Here is a 17,674-nt window from a genome sequence, read left to right as displayed (position 1 = left end):
CTTTACGACGCGATCAAAGCGGACACCTCACGAAACGCGCCAAACTGACCCATCGCCCCGCAAATCCAAAGGGACTGAAAACACGAACATTCCTGTGGGACCTCGCGTACCTTTATGCCGATGGACCCAGGGTTTTGCGCCAGGAACGGGGATGACAGGTCAGGGCGTCGGCGACGCCGAACTTGCAGACGATATCGTCACAGGCTTTGAATGGTTGCAGGCACAGACAGGGGACTGATCCGGCGCGGGGTCTTGCCGTGATCGGCACCATGACACGGCATCACCCCATACTATTGTGATGCGCTCTTGATGTGCCCACGGCGTCGGGTCAGATCTTTCTGTTTGCCAGAACCCGGGCGTAGACATGGGCGACCTTGCGGGCTTTTGCAGGCCAGGTGAATTCGTCGAAAATCCGCTTGCGCGCGCGTTCTGCCATGGCGGGCAAAAGGCTGCGATCCCCCAGCACTTGATCCAGCGTCTTTCGCAACGCGGCGATGATCTCTGCCCGTGAGCCGATCGGCACGGCAAAGCCGGTTTCGGGGGTGACAAGTTCGGACGGGCCCGCATAGTCGACAATCACCGGAACCACGCCCAGTGACATCGCTTCAAGCACGACGCCGCCGCCGAATTCCCGGATCGACGGGAAGAGCAGGATATTGGACTGCACCGCGATGTCCTGGACGCTCTCGTGCGAGATCTGCCCATGGAAGGTCACCGCCGCCTCAAGCCCTGCTTTGCGGACCTGGGCTTCGAGTTTCTGGCGCATCGGGCCATCCCCGATCACGTCGAGCCGCATGGCCCCGCTGGCCAGATGCGCACGGGCTGCCTCGATCCCCATGTCGAGACCCTTGTAGGGCACAAGCCGCCCGATAAAGACCGCACGCAGCGGGCCATCGGTGTTCTGTTCGGCAGTACGGGTGAACCGTTTGGTGTCGATGGCATTCTCGGGAAGGTAAAACACCCTGTCTTGATAGCTGTCAGGGATCTCGCTCGCGGTATGACGCGAACCCGCAAGGAAGGCCGTCGTGGCCTTCAGCATCCGCCGCCGCCCCGGCAGCAGCTTGTAGGTGTTCCGGACATAGGACAACCATTCCCGTTCCTGGCGGCGTTCCGCATCAAAGCCCTTGGGCCAGGGCACACCGCCATTGAGGGGCCCCACCATGAAGGGCACGCCGGCGGCGGCACATTTCGCAGCGATGGACGAAACGGTGGTCGGCGAAAGGGGCGTGACCCGGTGGACGATGTCGTAGCGCCCGGCGCGAATATCCGGGCCGAAACGCTTCCAGACCAGGCGTTCGAAATAGGGATAGCTGAGGGCATTGATGGCCGTGACCATCGTCCAGCCCTTGCCCTTGCCCATCCGCAGAACCTGCGCGATCCGGTACATGGGGCGCGAGATCGCTTCGGAGTCGATCGCGGTGAAATCCGTTCCCTCGACATAGCCGGCCCTGAGGATGGCCTCGCGGTTGCGGATCTGCGTAACCAGATGCACATCGGCAACCTCACGCAGCGCGTGGCTGAGGGACCAACCCACCAGCGGAACGCTGACCCATTCGGGGTTTGCCGCCTCGGCAATCACGAGAACGCGTGGCCGAGACGCCAAAGCATGATCGGTCTGGTCCTGTGTCACGGGTCTTTCCTTTCTGCAGCGCCGCAGCGCGGATAGCATGATTGGCACAATGGCAGAAGGACCAAATATCGCAGACCTCGACCGATCTTGAGGATCGTCCTGCCGGTTCAGTCCGTCCGCGGACGCGGATCAATCAGCAAAGCCAGCACCCAGCCGATCACGAAGCCGCCGAGATGGGTCTGCCAGGCCAGTTGTCCGTCCATGGCCCACCACAGCACCAGGTTCAGCGTCGCCAGCATTGCCGCGGCGCGCAGCACCGGCCAGAGCGTTTCCTGCAACGTGTAGCGATCCACATAGGCCCAGGCGAGCAACCCGCCGGCCAGCCCGAACAGCGCGCCCGAGGCACCGACCATGGGGGCCGGCCCGGTGGCCAGTGCCGCAAACCCCGCGCCGCCTCCGATCATCGCGCCGAAATAGAGAAGCGCGCAGCCCCAGTTTCCGACCCGTGCAATGACCTCGCGGCCCAAAGACCACAGCGTAACCATGTTGACCGCCAGATGTATCAGGCCGCCATGCAGGAACCCGTGGGTGAGAAACATCGTATAGGGCTGCGCGGCGTAATTGGCCTGCCAATTCCTGAGAAGGCCTGCCCAGAACCCGCCGTTCTCATAAGCCGTCGCGCGCAGGCGGGGGCCAAGATCGAGCCAGTCTGCGATTTGCAGGGTGGCCTCAACGCCGCAGCACAGTACGATGATCGTAACAGGGAACCACAGGTTCCGTATCCGGCTCTGGTAAAGGCGTTCTGGCCATAACATGCAAAAGAAAGACCTTGTTTCCGGTGGCTTGGCAAGCCGAAACAAACGGGCCCGCCCGGACGGATCAGGCGGTCCAGAGCGGCGCGCGGGCCTCTTCGACCTCGGCCACGGCGCGCGCTTTGCCCACCATCAGCGCCCGGCGTTGATAGGCCCGGATAAAGGCGCGTAGCTCGGCATCGCCGTGACGTTCCTCTCTGCGCAGCAGGGCGCCAAGGTAGCCCTGAACGATGGCCAGCCCGCCCAGCACATAGGGTTTCTGGCGCATCTTGTTGACCGCCGAGGCCAGCAGGAACAGCGGTCCCGTTCCCATGTAATACTGTCCGAACCCGTGCCGCCGCCGCCCGGTATATATGCCGGTCTGGCTTGATCCCATGGGGCGCAGGTGGTTGAAGCGCAGTTCCGGCACGTCCCAGCTGACGGCCTTCCAGCCCAGCATCCGCGCCTTGTGACAGTCGATCCCGTCCCACATCACTTCGCGCACGAAGCCGCCCAATGCCTCGAAAGCGGTAACGCGGTAGAACTTGGTCATCCCCAGGGACATGTCGTCTGAGATGTTTTCCGACACCATCTGCCCGTCTTCATCCTCGAAATAGGCCTTGCCAGAGCAAGAGGCGATGCGCGGATCAGCCTCCATGCGTTCCATCAGCCCCTCGAAATAGCCATGTGGCAGATCGAGATCGAGATCGAGCTTGCACAGATAGGTATAATCCGCAGGTGTGATCGTGTCATAGCCCGCGTAGAACGCCTCGATCACGCCGGGACCTACGGCGCGGTGGCCGCGGTCGGGCTTGGGAACCACGGTGATCCAGTCATGCTGCGCAGCATATTCCGCAAGGATCTGCGGCGTCGCATCGGTAGAGCCGTCATCCACGATGATCCAGCGCGTCGGCCGGGCGGTCTGGGCCACGACGCTGTCAAGCGTACGGCGCATGTAGTCTGCCTCGTTCCGGCAGGGAGAGATCAAGACGTAGCTTCGGGGGTCGGGCATGATCTGACTGCTTTGCTATTGCCGGGACATTCCCGTGTGTTGTGCCTTAAATCATCGGTACGTCGCAAGGGCGGTGGCTGCGTCAACGCCGCGATGCCCGCGCGACCGTCGCTTTTGTGGCCGAGTGGTTAATGCAGTGGCAGATCCAACCCATCAGGGGGCGTCGTGAAGAAGGGTATACGTCTCCCGAAATTGTCTGGTATTGGGGGTGGGGTCTGAAAATTATAGGTTTGGTCTGTGCCGACGTTTGCTCTTTTGATTTGGCCCCTGTGCGCGTTCTTTGTCGGACGGAAGCTGCCATTTCAGCAGGCGTTGATCTGGGGCGTCCTTGTGCCTTACCTGTTCCTGCCCGAAGCCTTCGCGATCAAACTTCCTGCCTTGCCTGATCTGGATAAGACAGTGGCCATCTCGATCGGTGTGCTGATCATTTTTGCAATCAACCGGTCGTCTCTGAAGTCCGCGCCCGCAGAAACCGAGGCCCCGCTACTGCGATTGCTGCTACGCGTGGGGATCATCATGATGTTCAGTGCGCCATTTCTGACTGTTCTGAACAATCAAGAACCCTTGCAGTTTGGTCCCACCTCGCTTCCGGGCTTGCAGATAAAGGACGGTGTGAGCCAGACGTTGAGCGCTTTACTGGCATTCGTACCCTACTATTTTGCGCGGCGCTATCTGGCGAGCCCGGAGACACATCGGAAGATTCTCGTGGCCTTTGTGATCATGGGCCTGATCTATTCCGTGCTGATGCTGGTCGAAATGCGGTTGAGCCCGCAATTGCACCGCTGGATCTACGGTTTCCATCAACATTCTTTCCTGCAGCATATTCGCGATGGTTACCGTCCGATGATGTTTCTGTATCATGGACTCTTCGTAGGCTTCTTCGTCTGTGTCTGCGTCATTGCAGCGCTAGGCTTGTGGAAGGCGGGGCAGGGAGTCAAATGGCTGATTGCAGCGATATGGCTGACACTCATCTTGTTCATGAGCAACAATCTGGGTGCCACGGCAATCTGCGTGCTTGTGGTGGTGGTCTATTTAGGGACGGGGCGATGGATACAGATCCTGTTTGCCATGTGTATCGGATTCATGGTCTTTCTGTTTCCCATTTTCCGAGGCACAGGTCTTGTCCCGGTCGAACAGATATCCGCAGCCGCAGCGGCAGTGTCCGAGGAGCGGTCAAGATCGTTGAACTATCGTCTGCGCAACGAAGATATATCTCTGGCTCGTGCGCTGGAAAAGCCGGTGACCGGATGGGGCCAATGGGGCCGCAACCATGTTTATAACGAACGCGGGGAAATGATCACCATCCAGGAGGGCGTGTGGATCCAGGCGATCACCGAAAACGGGTGGTACGGCTATCTGGGCCTGTTTTCTGTCCTGACCTTGCCCGCCATGTTTGTGATCGGCGTCTGGCGCCGGAAAGAAATACCTCCCGAAACCTTTGCTCTGATGGCCATCACCACCGGGAACCTGATCTACATGATCCCGACGACATGCCTGACGCCAGCAGGCTGGGTGATGTTCGGGGCGCTGGCTGGATTCATGTTGACACGGACTGAGGCCAACAAGGCCGAAGCCGACGTGGTCGCGCCGGATGCTCCGGTCTCGCATTATACGCGCTTTGCCAGCAACCGGACGCCCGCTTCGGGACGGCGGGCCCGACGCAAGTCAATACGGGCAGGTCCGTGAGAAGCGATAGAGGTGTTATAGGTGAGATGCTATAGAGTGAGGCGGGGGCCATATGGCGCACCAGGGTAGCCGATATCGTCAGGACATTAGGGGCTGCGGGCCGTGGCTGTTGGGGCCATCGTCATTTTTCACGCCTTCCCCGCTGCGCTGCCGCGCAGGACATGCGCTATGACGCAACCTGTGTTCTGGGCGCTGCGGGCGTAGCACCCGATACGGTTATCTGGGGAGACAGCCATGGAGTCGAACTGACCTATGCCTGGAGCGAGCGCGCAGCCCTATCTGGGCGTGCCGTACGGCAGATCACGGGCTCGGCTTGCCCGCCAACACCCGGTGTATACCTGCAAAGCCGCCCGAGATGTCAGGCGGCTAACAAGGATATTCTTGACGCCCTGTTGGCCGACGACACCGTGACCCGGATTGTCCTGACCCCGATCCTGTGTGGGCCGGAGATCTGTCCGATCGTCAGTGATGATGAGGTGCTGTACTTTAACGGTTCCCATATCAGCATGACCGCCGCACGCCGGGTGGTGTTGACCCTGGAGGCTGGATCCTGACGGAGTGCCCGCGGGTAGCGGCCTCTCATAAATAACATAACGTCTATTACACGAACACTCTGTGCAGCCGGTGACCTCGGCCCCTAGAACTCCTCCAGATTTGTGTAGCGTTCCCCCAACAAAAGAACGGACAAATGAAAGCACGGTTCACGGATGAACAGATCATTGCGATGATCAAGGAACAGGAAGCTGGGAAGAAGGCCACTGTTGAGACCTGAGACCCGGTTATGGCCACCCGCTGCGCTATTCGGGGGCTGTGCGCGTGGCCATAACCTCAAAAATGTGTCGTGTGGTCCAGGTCTCTCGCCGCTTACAGTGGCAGCGCGGATGGGGTGGCCTGTTCGGGCCCTATTCGATCTATTGTTCAAACAATATGAGTCAGTCGGCCTCCACTGCCCCGATTGAAGGCGGTTCCGGCCGCAGGTTCCCCCGAAAGTCAGTGCAAGCGTTGGGATCCTTCAGAGCTGCGCCGAGCGCTGGTGAACCGATTTCAGGTGCCCAGATCGAGGCGCTGTCTGTTGGATTTGCATATGCAGTGTAAAGTGTGGAAGCATCTGGCCGGTAGCCTTTGTATCGTGGAGTGAACGCCACGCTTGAAGTCAAAGGCGTATATGGCGTGTTGGGCGTCCCGGCATTTGGCTCGTGAATGAGGTTATTGACGACGTTCCACGTCTCAAAACCCATCTTGACGTCTTGATACACATCCGCAGTGCCAGCATCCGACAGGTTGATGAGCGTGTTGTTGTAGATGTTCATCGGGGCAGTCAGATTTACAGTATCGGTGCCGCCACCGACACCGTTTGTTGGCGTTCTCACAAAAGCGTCTGGGCGTCGTGACTGCCCCCCAATTGGCGTCGCGTCATATTCAGTGTTTGAAAACACAAGCACGTTGTTGCGAATGGTTAAGCCACCGTGTGTCACACCGATCAATCTTCTGGCATTGAAGCCCCCGATTACGAGCGTGCCTTCAATGATTGCGTTGACCACGCGACTGCTCTCATTCGCAGATGCTGCGGAGATCACAATAGGTGCGTCGGCACTTTCAGCTGCGCAGTTTTGCATGTTCAGCTGAGAACTTAGCCCCTTGGCAGGCGATGTATTCCAGCGAATGGCGGGTTGAACTGCCCGGATTGAACGGATCAAACTCCATCCGGTTGCGGAAAAAAAGTCACTAGCCAGAAGTATCGTGGTATTTGGCGCACCGACACGGTAAGGACCGTGATTATTGTGCCCGCCACCTTGATCTCCCCCAGAAATGGCATCGGGATTTTGCGCAAACCGTGACCCCAAGATGCATGTGTGGGAATGCTCACCGTCCAACCACCCGTAATTCGACCAATCCGAAACAATCGTGTCGTTGACACAGATTATTCTGTTGTTTCGTATAGCCGCCCTTAGGTTGAGGGTGCGAACGCCCGTATTTACATTCATAATCACGCAATCATCCATCAAGCAATGATTTGCCTTGAAATCCCCGAAGGTTATGCCGTTTATTCCCCAATCCCCGGTCTCGGTTGTCACATCCCAGGTGCCACGAAGTTCGAGCCCCTTGAAGGTGGAACCGGCATCGAATCCGCTTCCGTCGAAATAGGTCCGGTCCAGGATAAGCTGGTCACCAGAAAAATTGTCGCTGGCCTTGATGGCGGGCCGCGCGTCGGTGCCCGCAAGTGCCTCGATGCGAAGACTGACGCCGGCTGCGTTGGCAGGAGGGCGGAAGACCAACGGCTCGCTGATCGTATGTGTCTGTCCTCGCTCCATGACGATCCGGTGCGGTGTCACTGCCGCATTGAGGGCCGCAAAGGCAGATGTGAGGCTTTTGAACCTCTGCGCTCCGTCCGGAGCATTTCTGAAGCCGCCAGTCGTATCCACGAAAAGCGTGCTGCGCCCTGCGTGGAACGCATCGGGATCTCCGACGGAAATTTGGATTGTTCCGAAACCGACCTTGCCAGATGATGGTTCGATCACGACCAGACGAACCGTGTGTTGTCCCGGTGTCCTGAAGACATGCGCCCCAAGGGGACCGCGGCTGTAGCGGCTGTCGGTGCGGTTGCCGCCATCTGCGGCATCCATCGCAATCACCTGCGTGGGGGCGGTGTAGCGGTAGCTCTCGCCATAGTCCCAGAGATATACCTTGTCGTGATAGCTGGGATCGTAATCCTCAATCCCTGATGCGGTATTCGTGTCGAAACCGGAAAGGTCCGTATCGAAGAAAACGGCCTCTGGCGCGACACGGTGATCGCTGCGGGTCATGTTGATCGTGACACTCACCTCTGGTGTCGGGTCTTCGTCCCAAATCGTGCCGCCATCGGACATCAGCCCCCAGGCCTTGATGATCATGTCGTCAGTCGCGACGGTCGATCCGTTTCCGAAGCTTTTGGAAGTGATGGGCGTCATGATTTACCTTATGCTGCTGAAGAGAGCGGCCATTGCAACGGGTCGGCCTCCACCATAATCGTTGCGAGTGTTCACCTCCGAAACGTTTCTAACGATATTCGTCGCTGGTCGAGCCTCCCGCTGTCAATTACGTTCCAACAAAAATGGGTCAGGTGTCGGCGAGAAACGGCCCAGTTGGGGGCTAACCCCTAGGTCAGAGCGGGACAAACCGAGGCAAGACGCCTTGAAGGTCCTCTAGGGCATCCTGCAGACGCTCCTCTGCCGCGGCATCGGGTTCGCCCGACGAAATGACGGTCGTCAGACGCACCAACGCGCCGTCGGTTCGGCCCGTGCGGATGCCGTCCACCATCAGCCAGTATTTCGCGGCGAAGTCCCAGGCGATGCGTCGGCCTTTCTGTTCGAACCAGTAATAGACCATCATGCGCAGCTCACCCTTCTGGATGATCGCCCGGTTGATGTTGAACGGCATCGCGCTGTTCATTTGTGCGGTGATGTCTGTCCGTTCCAGCCAGGCGATTTCCCAGCCTGCCCCCGGCAAGCAGATCTCGGGGGAATGCACGCCATTTTGGCTCTGGTCGTTGTACCAGGCCATGAACAGCCCGATTGGCGGGGTCGCATCGTCACGCACCAGGTCGATCTGCAGGTAATCATCCGCCGCCAAGGCCTGCTCGACCCCCGGAGACAGGAACTGCCGCGGGCCCTGCTGGTGCCAGTCTCCCAGTTGACGGGGAAACACGGCGAAACTGTCACGCGCGGCAAGCTGTTCTCCGCGCGACGGCAGCACCTGCCAGGCACCGGCCGCGACCAGGAAAATCAGCGCCGCCGAAATCAGCGCGGCAGAGGGTTGCACCAGACGCAGCCGCATGGCCTGCGTGCCCAATCCGTGGGTGTCGAGATCAAGCGCATCGACAAGCGTCATTTTTTTGCGGTTGAACAGCAGCATGATCCGCGCCAGCCCGAACAGAAGTAGGATGCAGATCAGGAAGATCACCCAGCCTTCGAAGAAATGGCTGAACCCGTCCACCCATTCCAGGCCCCAGGTGTTCACGATATACCCGGCCACCGCGATCCGGACGGAATTCATCAGCACCGTGATCGGCGCGGCAGAGATCAGCAGGATCGCCTTGTGCCAGGTGGGGCCCCGGTAGAGCACCGCAAAGACGTAGGAGAAACTGAGGATCGGAAACAGGTAGCGCAGTCCAGAACAGGCTTCGGCCACATGCAACTTGGTGACGCCCAGATCGATGATATTGCCGTCGAGGAAGACCGGAATCGCCAGAAGTTTGAGAAACCAGACCCCCAACTCCGAGGACACGAATTGCAGCCAGGTGGTCAGCTTGTAGTAAAGAACCCCCGGCAGCGGCAGCATGTAGACCAGATGCAGGACCGGCGGCCAGAAATGCTTGCCCGTGGACCAGCCAAAGCTGATCAGCAGCACACCGCCCACCCACAGGATCATCGCATAGGCCACTATGTCGGAAATCGTGGCGAGCTTGCCCAGAAGCCCGAACAGCAGTGCGATCACGACGAGGACAACACCGATCCAGCGCCGGTCCGCATCGCCGTGATTTTCCGGAACTGTCTTCAATTGGCGCAAAAACAGCAACGCGGACAGGACGGGAATAAGCGGGCCATGGCTGTATTCGGGCAGTTTCCAGGCCTCGAGAAGCGCCCTGACCCCATCGTCAAAAAAGACCAGGGCGGCAAGCGTGGCCACGATCAGCCAGAACATGCCCCAATTCACGAGACTTCCGAGCCTGATTTTGGAATCTGCTGCACTATCTGAAAATGACATACCTGAAACCCATAATCTTCAAAAATTCCAATCTCCGATCCCTACAAAGACGTCTGGCACAGATCAAGCTTGCATCTTCGGCGTCAGTGCAATCTTCAGTGAGTATACCACATCGACGAAACATGGAGGCCGCTGATTGATTTCGATGGGCACGCCCCCGATACTCGCACATGATCGGGCCTAACTGACCTGCCCGCAGTGCCGTGATCGTTTTATGTACATGTCCAGCGCGAAGTTACCTCGCTTTGACGTTAGCCAGTGGCACAATTGGTGCAGCATGATAGTACAGAACCGAGCAATCGAGATCCGGGGTGCCGTCCGGGGACATTCATCATGAGGGCTCATAAGTGTATAATTTACGATATTGATGCCCTAGTTTGGTATTGTTACAAGCGAGCCGTAGTTCATGAATGATATTGCGATCATAGGATTGGCCGCGCATCTGCCGGGCGCGGATGGGCCTGAAGCTTACTGGACCAATCTTCGCGACGGCATTGAATCCATCCGTCACTACAGTCGTGAAGAGTTGCTTGCCGCAGGCGAGCAGCCGCATCTTCTGGAGCGGCCCGATTACGTGCCTGCGGCCGCACCGCTCGACAGGTTCGAGACATTCGATGCCGAGTTCTTCGGCATGTCGCCCAAAGAAGCCGCCATCATGGATCCGCAGCACCGCCAGTTTCTGGAGGTTGCCTGGGAGGCGCTGGAAAACGCCGGCCATCCGCCGAAGAAAGCCGCAGGCCCGATCGGGGTCTATGCCGGCTGCGGCATGGGCAGCTATTTCTATTTCAACATCTGCTCGAACCGCGATCTTGTCGATGATGTGGGCATGTTCCTGCTGCGCCATACCGGCAATGACAAGGATTTCCTTGCCACCCGGGTCAGCCATATCTTCGACATGACCGGGCCCAGCGTGAACGTGCAGACCGCCTGTTCGACCTCCTTGGTGGCAACCCATTATGCTTGTCAGGCGCTGATGACCGGCGAGTGTGACACCGCCATCGCCGGCGGGGTGACGATCGAGCTGCCCCAGAACCGTGGCTATATCTACAAGGAGGGCGAGGTGCTGTCGCCCGACGGGCATTGCCACGCCTTTGACCACCGCGCGCAAGGCACGGTTTTCGGTTCCGGCGCGGGGGCGGTGGTGCTGCGCAGGCTGGAGGATGCGATCCGCGACGGCGATCATATCTGGGCAGTCATCAAGGGCACGGCCATCAACAATGACGGGGCGGCCAAGGCGGGATATCTTGCACCATCCGTCGACGGCCAGGCAGGCGCCATCGCCGAGGCGCTGCAAATGGCGGATGTCAGCGCCGACACGATCGATTACGTGGAATGCCACGGCACCGGCACCTATCTGGGCGACCCGATCGAGGTTGCCGCCCTGACCCAGGCCTTTTCCGAGACCACCGAGGAGACCGGCTTTTGCAAGCTGGGTTCGGTCAAGACCAATATCGGGCATCTGGATACCGCGGCGGGCGTGGCGAGCCTCATCAAGACCTCGCTGGCGCTGCATCACCGGCAGATCCCGCCTTCGCTGGGCTATGAGGCCCCCAACCCCGCCATCGATTTCGAACACTCCCCCTTTCGGGTGAATGACACACTGTCGGACTGGACAAGCCACAAGGGCCCACGCCGTGCCGGCATCAACTCTCTGGGCGTGGGCGGCACCAATGCCCATGCCGTGCTGGAGGAAGCGCCTGAACGCGCGGCATCCGAACCCTCTGACTGGCCGTTCCAGCTTTTGACCGTGTCGGCCCGGTCAAAGGCTGCGCTGGAAGGCAATGCCGCCAATCTTGCGGCCCATTTGCGCGCGCATCCCGATCAGGACCTGGCTGATATGGCCTGGACGCTGAAGGAAGGCCGCCATGCGTTTGAACGCAGACGCGTCGCCGTGGCGGAAACCCATACAGAGGCCGCGGCCCTGCTGGAAGAGAACGATCCGCGCCGGGTGTTTTCCCATGTGGCGCTTGACCGGCCCGATACGGTGTTCATGTTCCCCGGCGGCGGCGCGCAATATGCCGGCATGGCGCGCGATCTTTATGAGACAGAGCCGGTCTTCGCCGAATGGATGGACCGGGGGCTGGAAATTCTCGCGCCCCGGCTTGACTACGATATCCGCACCCTCTGGCTGCCGGAGAAGGGCACGGAAAGCGCGGCCAATGTGCGGCTTCAGAAACCTTCGGTACAACTCCCGCTGATCATGATCTGCGAATACGCGCTGGCGCAGCTCTGGATAAGCTGGGGGGTGCAACCCACAGCGCTGGTCGGGCATTCCATGGGCGAGAATACCGCCGCCTGCGTGGCGGGGGTGATGTCCTTCGAGGATTGCATCGGGCTGGTGCATCTGCGCGGGCGCCTTTTCGACACGGTGCCTGCCGGGGGCATGCTGTCCGTGGCACTTTCGGCAGAGGAACTGACCCCGCTTCTGGGCGAGGATCTGGATCTGGGGGCTGTCAATGCGCCGGGCCTGTCGGTGGCCACCGGGCCGCAGGCGGCGCTCGACGCGCTGGAGGCAGAGCTGAACACGCGCGACATCGATTGCCAGCGCATCCAGATCGACATTGCCGCACATTCGCGGATGCTGGAGCCGATCCTGAAGGAATTCGGCGATTACCTGCGGTCCATCCAACTGAGCGCGCCGCAAATCCCCTTCACCTCCAACCGCACAGGTCAGATGATCACGCCCGAACAGGCGGTCGATCCCGAATATTGGGTCAGCCATCTACGCGGCACCGTGCATTTCGCCGATTGCATCGGCACGCTGGCCGACAAGAACCGCATTTTCATCGAGGTGGGGCCGGGCAAGGCAATGGCCTCGCTGGCGGGCCAGCACCCGGATGTGGACGCCAACCAGGTCATCGGATCGCTGCGCCATCCCGATGACACTACCGCCGACGATGCCTATTTTCTGGCCATGCTGGGCCGGGTCTGGGCGCTTGGCGGCGATTTCGACTGGTCGCAATACTGGGGTGAGGCCCGGCGTCTGCGGGTGCCGCTGCCAACCTATGCATTCCAGAAAAGCGCCTATTTCATCGAACCGGCGACCAAGACGCAGACCGACACCACCAGCCAGTGGCTGATGCGCGACGAGGATCCCGATCACTGGGGCTGGCGTCCGGCGTGGCGTCCCAGCTATGCCGCCTGTGATATCGATGTGACGGGCGATCTTTCCGCAATCACACCGGAAACCTGGCTGGTCTTCGCCGACGAAGCGGGGCTGACCGATCAGGTTGCCACGCGACTTCGGGGTGCGGGCCACACGGTGCTGACCGTGCGCTCGGGCGACACCTTCGCCCGCGACGGCGAGACCGGCTATATCCTGTCGCCCGAACGCGGCCGCGACAGCTATGATGCGTTGATCGCCGATCTGGTCGCACGCGAGATCCTTCCCACCCGCATCCTGCATGGCTGGCTGGCCACCTCGCGTGAAAGCTTCCGCCCCGGATCAAGCTTCTTTCACCGCAATCTGGAACAGGGGTTCTTCAGTCTGCTCTTCCTGATGCAGGCCATGGGCGACGAAGGGCTGAGCCATCCGATGCACCTGACGGTGCTAAGCTCGGGCGCGGCGCAGGTGACGGACGAGGCGCTGCCCTATCCCGAAAAGGCGACCCTGATCGGCCCGGCCCGTGTCATCGGGCGCGAATTCCCCAATGTCACCGTTTCCACGCTGGACCTTGACCTGCCGCAGACCAAGGGGCGTGGGGCGCGGGCAAAGGTGGATCTGTCCGGCTTTGTCACGCCGGTGCTGGAAGAGATCCTGGCACCGCCTGCGGCCCTTACCGCGGCGCTGCGTGGTCCGAAACGATTTGAGATGAGCTACCGGGCGCAGCCCCTGCCCGCCCCCGAGGCCGCGCAACCGATGCTGAAGGATGCCGGGATCTACCTGATCACCGGCGGGTTCGGCGGCATCGGACTGACGCTGGCGCGCCGCCTGATCGACGAGGTGGGCGCGCGGATCGTGCTGGTCGCGCGCGGGGGTCTGCCTGACCGCGCCGAGTGGGACAAGGTGCTGGAGAATACCGCGCCGGGCGACCCGCTGGAACGCCGGATTTCTGCCGTGCGCGCGCTTGAGGCCGCGGGCGGCGAGGTTCTGTGCCTTGCAGGCGATGTCAGCAATGTCGAGGATATGCGCGAGCTGCGCACCGAGGTCGAAACCCGCCTTGGCCCGGTAAACGGTGTCATCCATGCCGCTGGCGTGATCGAGGACGGGTTGATCCAGACCAAGAGCATGACCGAGATCGAGGATGTGTTCGCCCCCAAGCTGCATGGCACCAAGGTGCTCGAAGAGGTCTTCCCCGACGGTACGCTCGACTGGCTGGTGCTGTTTTCCTCCAGTTCCACCGCCACCGCACCTGCGGGACAGGTGGATTATGTGGCGGCCAACGAATATCTCAACGCCTATGCGAAATCCCGCGCGGGCGGCAAGACAAAGGTTCTGGCCACGGGCTGGGGCATCTGGGCCGATACGGGCATGGCCGCCGATGCCATGGCCATGCGCACCGGCGCGCGCGACGCCGCACCTGTTCTGCCCGCCGAAGTGCCCCTTCTGGATGACAAGACCTTCGACGCGGATGGCAACCGGCTGTTCACGGCGCAGTATCGCGTGGCCGATCGCTGGGTGCTGGGGGACCACCGCACCGGGGCGGGGGATGCGCTTCTGCCGGGGACGGGCTATCTGGAACTGGCCGCAGAGGCGCTCGCCGCGCAGGGGGAAACCGCCGGTTTCGAAATCCGCGATCTCTATTTCCTGCGCCCTCTGGCGGTAAGCGAGGTCGAAACGCGCGAGGTGCATCTGCGCCTGCCGCGCAGCCGCACCGGCTATGACATGGTGATCGAAAGCGGCCCGGAAGGCGCGCGCGAGATGAACGCGCAGGCCAGCCTGTCGCTTCTGCCCATGGCGGCCCCCGCGCCGATCGATCCCGGAGCCATCGCCGCGCGCTGCGGCACCCCCAAACAGGCGGCACCGGGGGGCTGGATCCGCGGCGCACAAGAGGCGCATCTGAAATTCGGCCCGCGCTGGCGGGTGCTGCAATCGACAGCGCTGGGGTCAGGCGAAGGGCTTGCGGAACTGGCCCTGCCGGAGGCGGCAGAGGGGGACCCGGAAGCAGGCTACCGGCTGCATCCCGGGCTGATGGATCTGGCCACCGGCTGGGCGATGGAGTTGATCGAGGGCTACACCCCGTCCCATCTGTGGGTGCCGGTGTCCTATCGGTCGGTGCGGGTCTATCGCGATCTGCCCCCTCGGGTCCTGAGCTGGGTGCGCAACGCGGGCGAGAACCGCGCCGATGGCGAGATCGCCAGTTTCGACGTCACCCTTGCCACCCCCGAAGGCGAGATCTGCGTCGAGATCACCGGCTTCTCGATCCGCCGCATGGAAAGCAGCGCAGGCTTTGCCGCCGCGCCCGAGGATATGCAGGCGGGGGCCGCCACCACGTCAGAGGCACCGCGCCCGCTTTCACCTGCCGAGGAACGGCTGCGCCACAATCTTTCGCAGGGCATACGCGCCGAGGAAGGGGGCGATCTGTTCCTGCGCGCATTGGCGCTTGACACGCCGCAGGTCATTGTCAGTTCCCTGAACCTGCCGGATCTTATCGCGCAGGCGGGCGAAACCGAAGAGGTCGGCGGCGGTGGCCAGACCTTCGAACGCCCCGATCTCGACAGCGATTATGTCGAACCCGAAGGCGCGATCGAGACCACGCTTGCCGGTTTCTGGCGCGAGCTTCTGGGTGTCGATCAGATCGGGGCAGAGGACAGTTTTTTCGATCTGGGCGGGCATTCCCTGATCGCGGTGCGGCTGTTTGCGCAGATCCGCAAGATATGGAACGTGGAATTCCCGATTTCGGTCCTGTTCGAGGCCCCCACGATCCGCAAGGTCGCAGCCCTGATCGCCGAACGCGGTGTCGTCGCGGAGTCCGGGCAGGAGGGTGCTACTTCTGCCGCGGAGACCGCAACGCCCGAACGCCGGTTCACCCATCTGGTGCCGATGCATTCCGGCGAAGGGGGGCCGCGTACGCCCTTCTTCCTGGTGGCGGGCATGTTCGGAAATGTTCTCAACCTGCGGCATCTGGCCCATCTTCTGGGCACGGACCGGCCTTTCTACGGGCTACAGGCGCGCGGGCTTTACGGCGATGAAGACCCGCACCGGAACATTCCCGAGGCCGCACGCGACTATATCGCCGAGATGCGGCAGGTCCAGCCCAAGGGCCCCTATATGGTCGGCGGATTCTCTGGCGGCGGGATCACCGCCTACGAGATTGCGCGCCAGCTTCGGGACGCGGGCGAGGAGGTGGCCGCCATCGTGCTGCTGGATACCCCGCTGCCGGTGCGCCCACCTCTGACGCGTCGGGACCGGATCATGATCAACTGGCTCAATTTCCGCGAGGAAGGGCTGGGCTATATCACCACCTGGGCGAAGAACCGCATCGCGTGGGAGCTGAAAAAGCGCCGCGGCGAGGCGGATGAGGAAGACAACACGGGTCCGCAATTCCACGACGCCGCGATCGAGGCTGCCTTCCTGCAAAGCGTGGGCAGCTACGAGGTCACGTCTTCGGACGCGCCGCTCACGCTTTTCCGCCCGCCGCTTCTGGCCCGCTGGGAAGTGGCACCGGGACGGCTTGTGGACAAGCACAAGCATTACATGTTCCCCGATAATGACTGGACGCGCTACGTCCCTGGCATCGAGATTTTCGAAGTGCCGGGCGATCACGATTCCATGGTGCTGGAACCGAATGTGCGGGTTCTGGCAAACCGGATCAAACGCGTTCTGGAACGGGCCGAGGCAACCGCCCGACCGGGGGCAGCGCCGCATTACAAGGAAGCCGCCGAATGACGACGCCTGCCGCCCCTTCAGCGCCGACGGTTCTGACCATCGTGCTGAACTACAAGACCGCCGAAATGACCCTGAAATCCGTCGCCGCAGCGCGCATCGCGATGGAGGGCATCGCCGGCGGGATCATCATCGTCGACAATGACAGCCAGGACGGCTCGTTCGAGGCGATCTCGGCGCATGTCGCCAGCGAGGGCTGGGATGCTGGTGCCCGGGTCCGGGTGATCCAGGCGGGTCTCAATGGCGGTTTCGGGGCCGGCAATAACGTCGGCATTCGCGCAGGGCTGCCGGACGGATCCTCCCCTGATTACGTCTATGTGCTGAACTCCGATGCCTTCCCTGCCCCGGACGCGATCCGCGTTCTGCTAAACCACCTGGAGGCCACGCCAAAGGCAGGCTTTGCCGGCAGCTACATCCACGGCCCCGAGGGCGACACCCATCTGACGAGCTTTCGCTTTCCCTCGATCGCCAGCGAATTCGAGGGGTCGATCCGCTTTGGCCCGGTCAGCCGGTTTCTGAAAAACTACCGGGTGCCGGTGAAGACGCCGACCCAGACGCAAACTGTGGACTGGTTGGCCGGCGCGAGCATGATGATGCGTCAAAGCGTGCTGGATGAAATCGGTCTCTTCGACGAAACCTTTTTTCTCTATTTCGAGGAAACCGACCTCTGCCTGCGCGCGGCACGCGCCGGATACAGGACCGATTACCTTCCCGCCAGCAAGGTGACCCATATCGGATCGGTTTCCACCGGGATGAAAGAGTGGAAACGCATGCCTTCCTACTGGTATGACAGCCGCTGGCATTATTTTTCCAAGAATTACGGCCGCGCCTATGCCGCCAGTGCCACCGCCATGCATCTTCTGGGCGGCGGGCTGCATTATCTGCGCTGCCTTGTCACCCGTCGCGAACGCAAAGTGACGCCCGGCTTCCTGACCACGATGGTCGTTCACGACATGCGGGCCCTCATGCGGCGGCCCGCCGCGTCCCAAGTGCAGGAAAGCCGCGATACCATTTCCCAGTCCTGACTCTCAAAAGGCAGCCTGTTT

At 61.2% G+C, this 17,674-nt stretch carries 9 protein-coding genes; 4 read left to right on the top strand and 5 right to left on the bottom strand.

Annotation, left to right across the window (positions count from 1 at the left end; all coding sequences use genetic code 11):
* Positions 1-328 precede the first annotated feature (328 nt).
* The 3 genes from ACN0WV_RS16370 to ACN0WV_RS16360 all read right to left on the bottom strand — a co-directional run bounded on the left by ACN0WV_RS16370 (position 329) and on the right by ACN0WV_RS16360 (position 3,373).
* On the bottom strand, positions 329-1,630 hold the full coding sequence (locus ACN0WV_RS16370) for a glycosyltransferase family 4 protein (protein WP_232825033.1): 1,302 nt from the start codon (positions 1,628-1,630) through the stop codon (positions 329-331).
* A gap of 107 nt (positions 1,631-1,737) precedes the next feature.
* Positions 1,738-2,385, bottom strand: a complete 648-nt coding sequence (locus tag ACN0WV_RS16365) for a rhomboid family intramembrane serine protease (RefSeq protein ID WP_116599848.1) — start codon at positions 2,383-2,385, stop codon at positions 1,738-1,740.
* A 64-nt stretch (positions 2,386-2,449) separates the two neighbouring features.
* Positions 2,450-3,373 carry a glycosyltransferase family A protein gene (locus tag ACN0WV_RS16360; protein WP_116599847.1) on the bottom strand — a complete coding sequence of 308 codons (924 nt, stop codon included), beginning with the start codon at positions 3,371-3,373 and terminating at the stop codon, positions 2,450-2,452.
* A 255-nt stretch (positions 3,374-3,628) separates the two neighbouring features.
* Between ACN0WV_RS16360 and ACN0WV_RS16355 the strand changes: the two genes are divergently transcribed.
* The gene (locus ACN0WV_RS16355; protein WP_116599846.1) at positions 3,629-5,059 is read left to right on the top strand and encodes an O-antigen ligase family protein; all 1,431 of its coding nucleotides are present in this window, start codon (positions 3,629-3,631) and stop codon (positions 5,057-5,059) included.
* Positions 5,060-5,109: 50 nt separating this feature from the next.
* Positions 5,110-5,613, top strand: a complete 504-nt coding sequence (locus tag ACN0WV_RS16350; protein ID WP_332871583.1) for an SGNH hydrolase domain-containing protein — start codon at positions 5,110-5,112, stop codon at positions 5,611-5,613.
* A 378-nt stretch (positions 5,614-5,991) separates the two neighbouring features.
* On the opposite strand, the gene ACN0WV_RS16345 is transcribed toward ACN0WV_RS16350, so the two are convergent.
* On the bottom strand, positions 5,992-7,950 hold the full coding sequence (locus tag ACN0WV_RS16345) for a hypothetical protein (RefSeq protein ID WP_417607161.1): 1,959 nt from the start codon (positions 7,948-7,950) through the stop codon (positions 5,992-5,994).
* A 250-nt stretch (positions 7,951-8,200) separates the two neighbouring features.
* Positions 8,201-9,751 carry a VPLPA-CTERM-specific exosortase XrtD gene (gene xrtD, locus ACN0WV_RS16340; protein ID WP_332871582.1) on the bottom strand — a complete coding sequence of 517 codons (1,551 nt, stop codon included), beginning with the start codon at positions 9,749-9,751 and terminating at the stop codon, positions 8,201-8,203.
* 457 nt (positions 9,752-10,208) lie between these two features.
* On the opposite strand from xrtD, the gene ACN0WV_RS16335 reads away from it, so the two are divergent.
* Both ACN0WV_RS16335 and ACN0WV_RS16330 read left to right on the top strand, forming a co-directional pair.
* Complete coding sequence (locus ACN0WV_RS16335) at positions 10,209-16,631, top strand: type I polyketide synthase (RefSeq protein WP_116599842.1); 6,423 nt, start codon at positions 10,209-10,211, stop codon at positions 16,629-16,631.
* The gene (locus ACN0WV_RS16330; protein ID WP_116599841.1) at positions 16,628-17,653 is read left to right on the top strand and encodes a glycosyltransferase family 2 protein; all 1,026 of its coding nucleotides are present in this window, start codon (positions 16,628-16,630) and stop codon (positions 17,651-17,653) included. The genes ACN0WV_RS16335 and ACN0WV_RS16330 overlap by 4 nt, the downstream gene beginning before the upstream one ends.
* Positions 17,654-17,674: the final 21 nt, after the last annotated feature.

It is taken from the genome of Primorskyibacter flagellatus, assembly GCF_048268605.1.
Taxonomy (GTDB): Bacteria; Pseudomonadota; Alphaproteobacteria; order Rhodobacterales; family Rhodobacteraceae; genus Primorskyibacter; species Primorskyibacter flagellatus.
The sequence above is the reverse complement of the archived record's forward strand: the minus strand, read 5'-3'. Positions and strand labels throughout refer to the sequence as shown.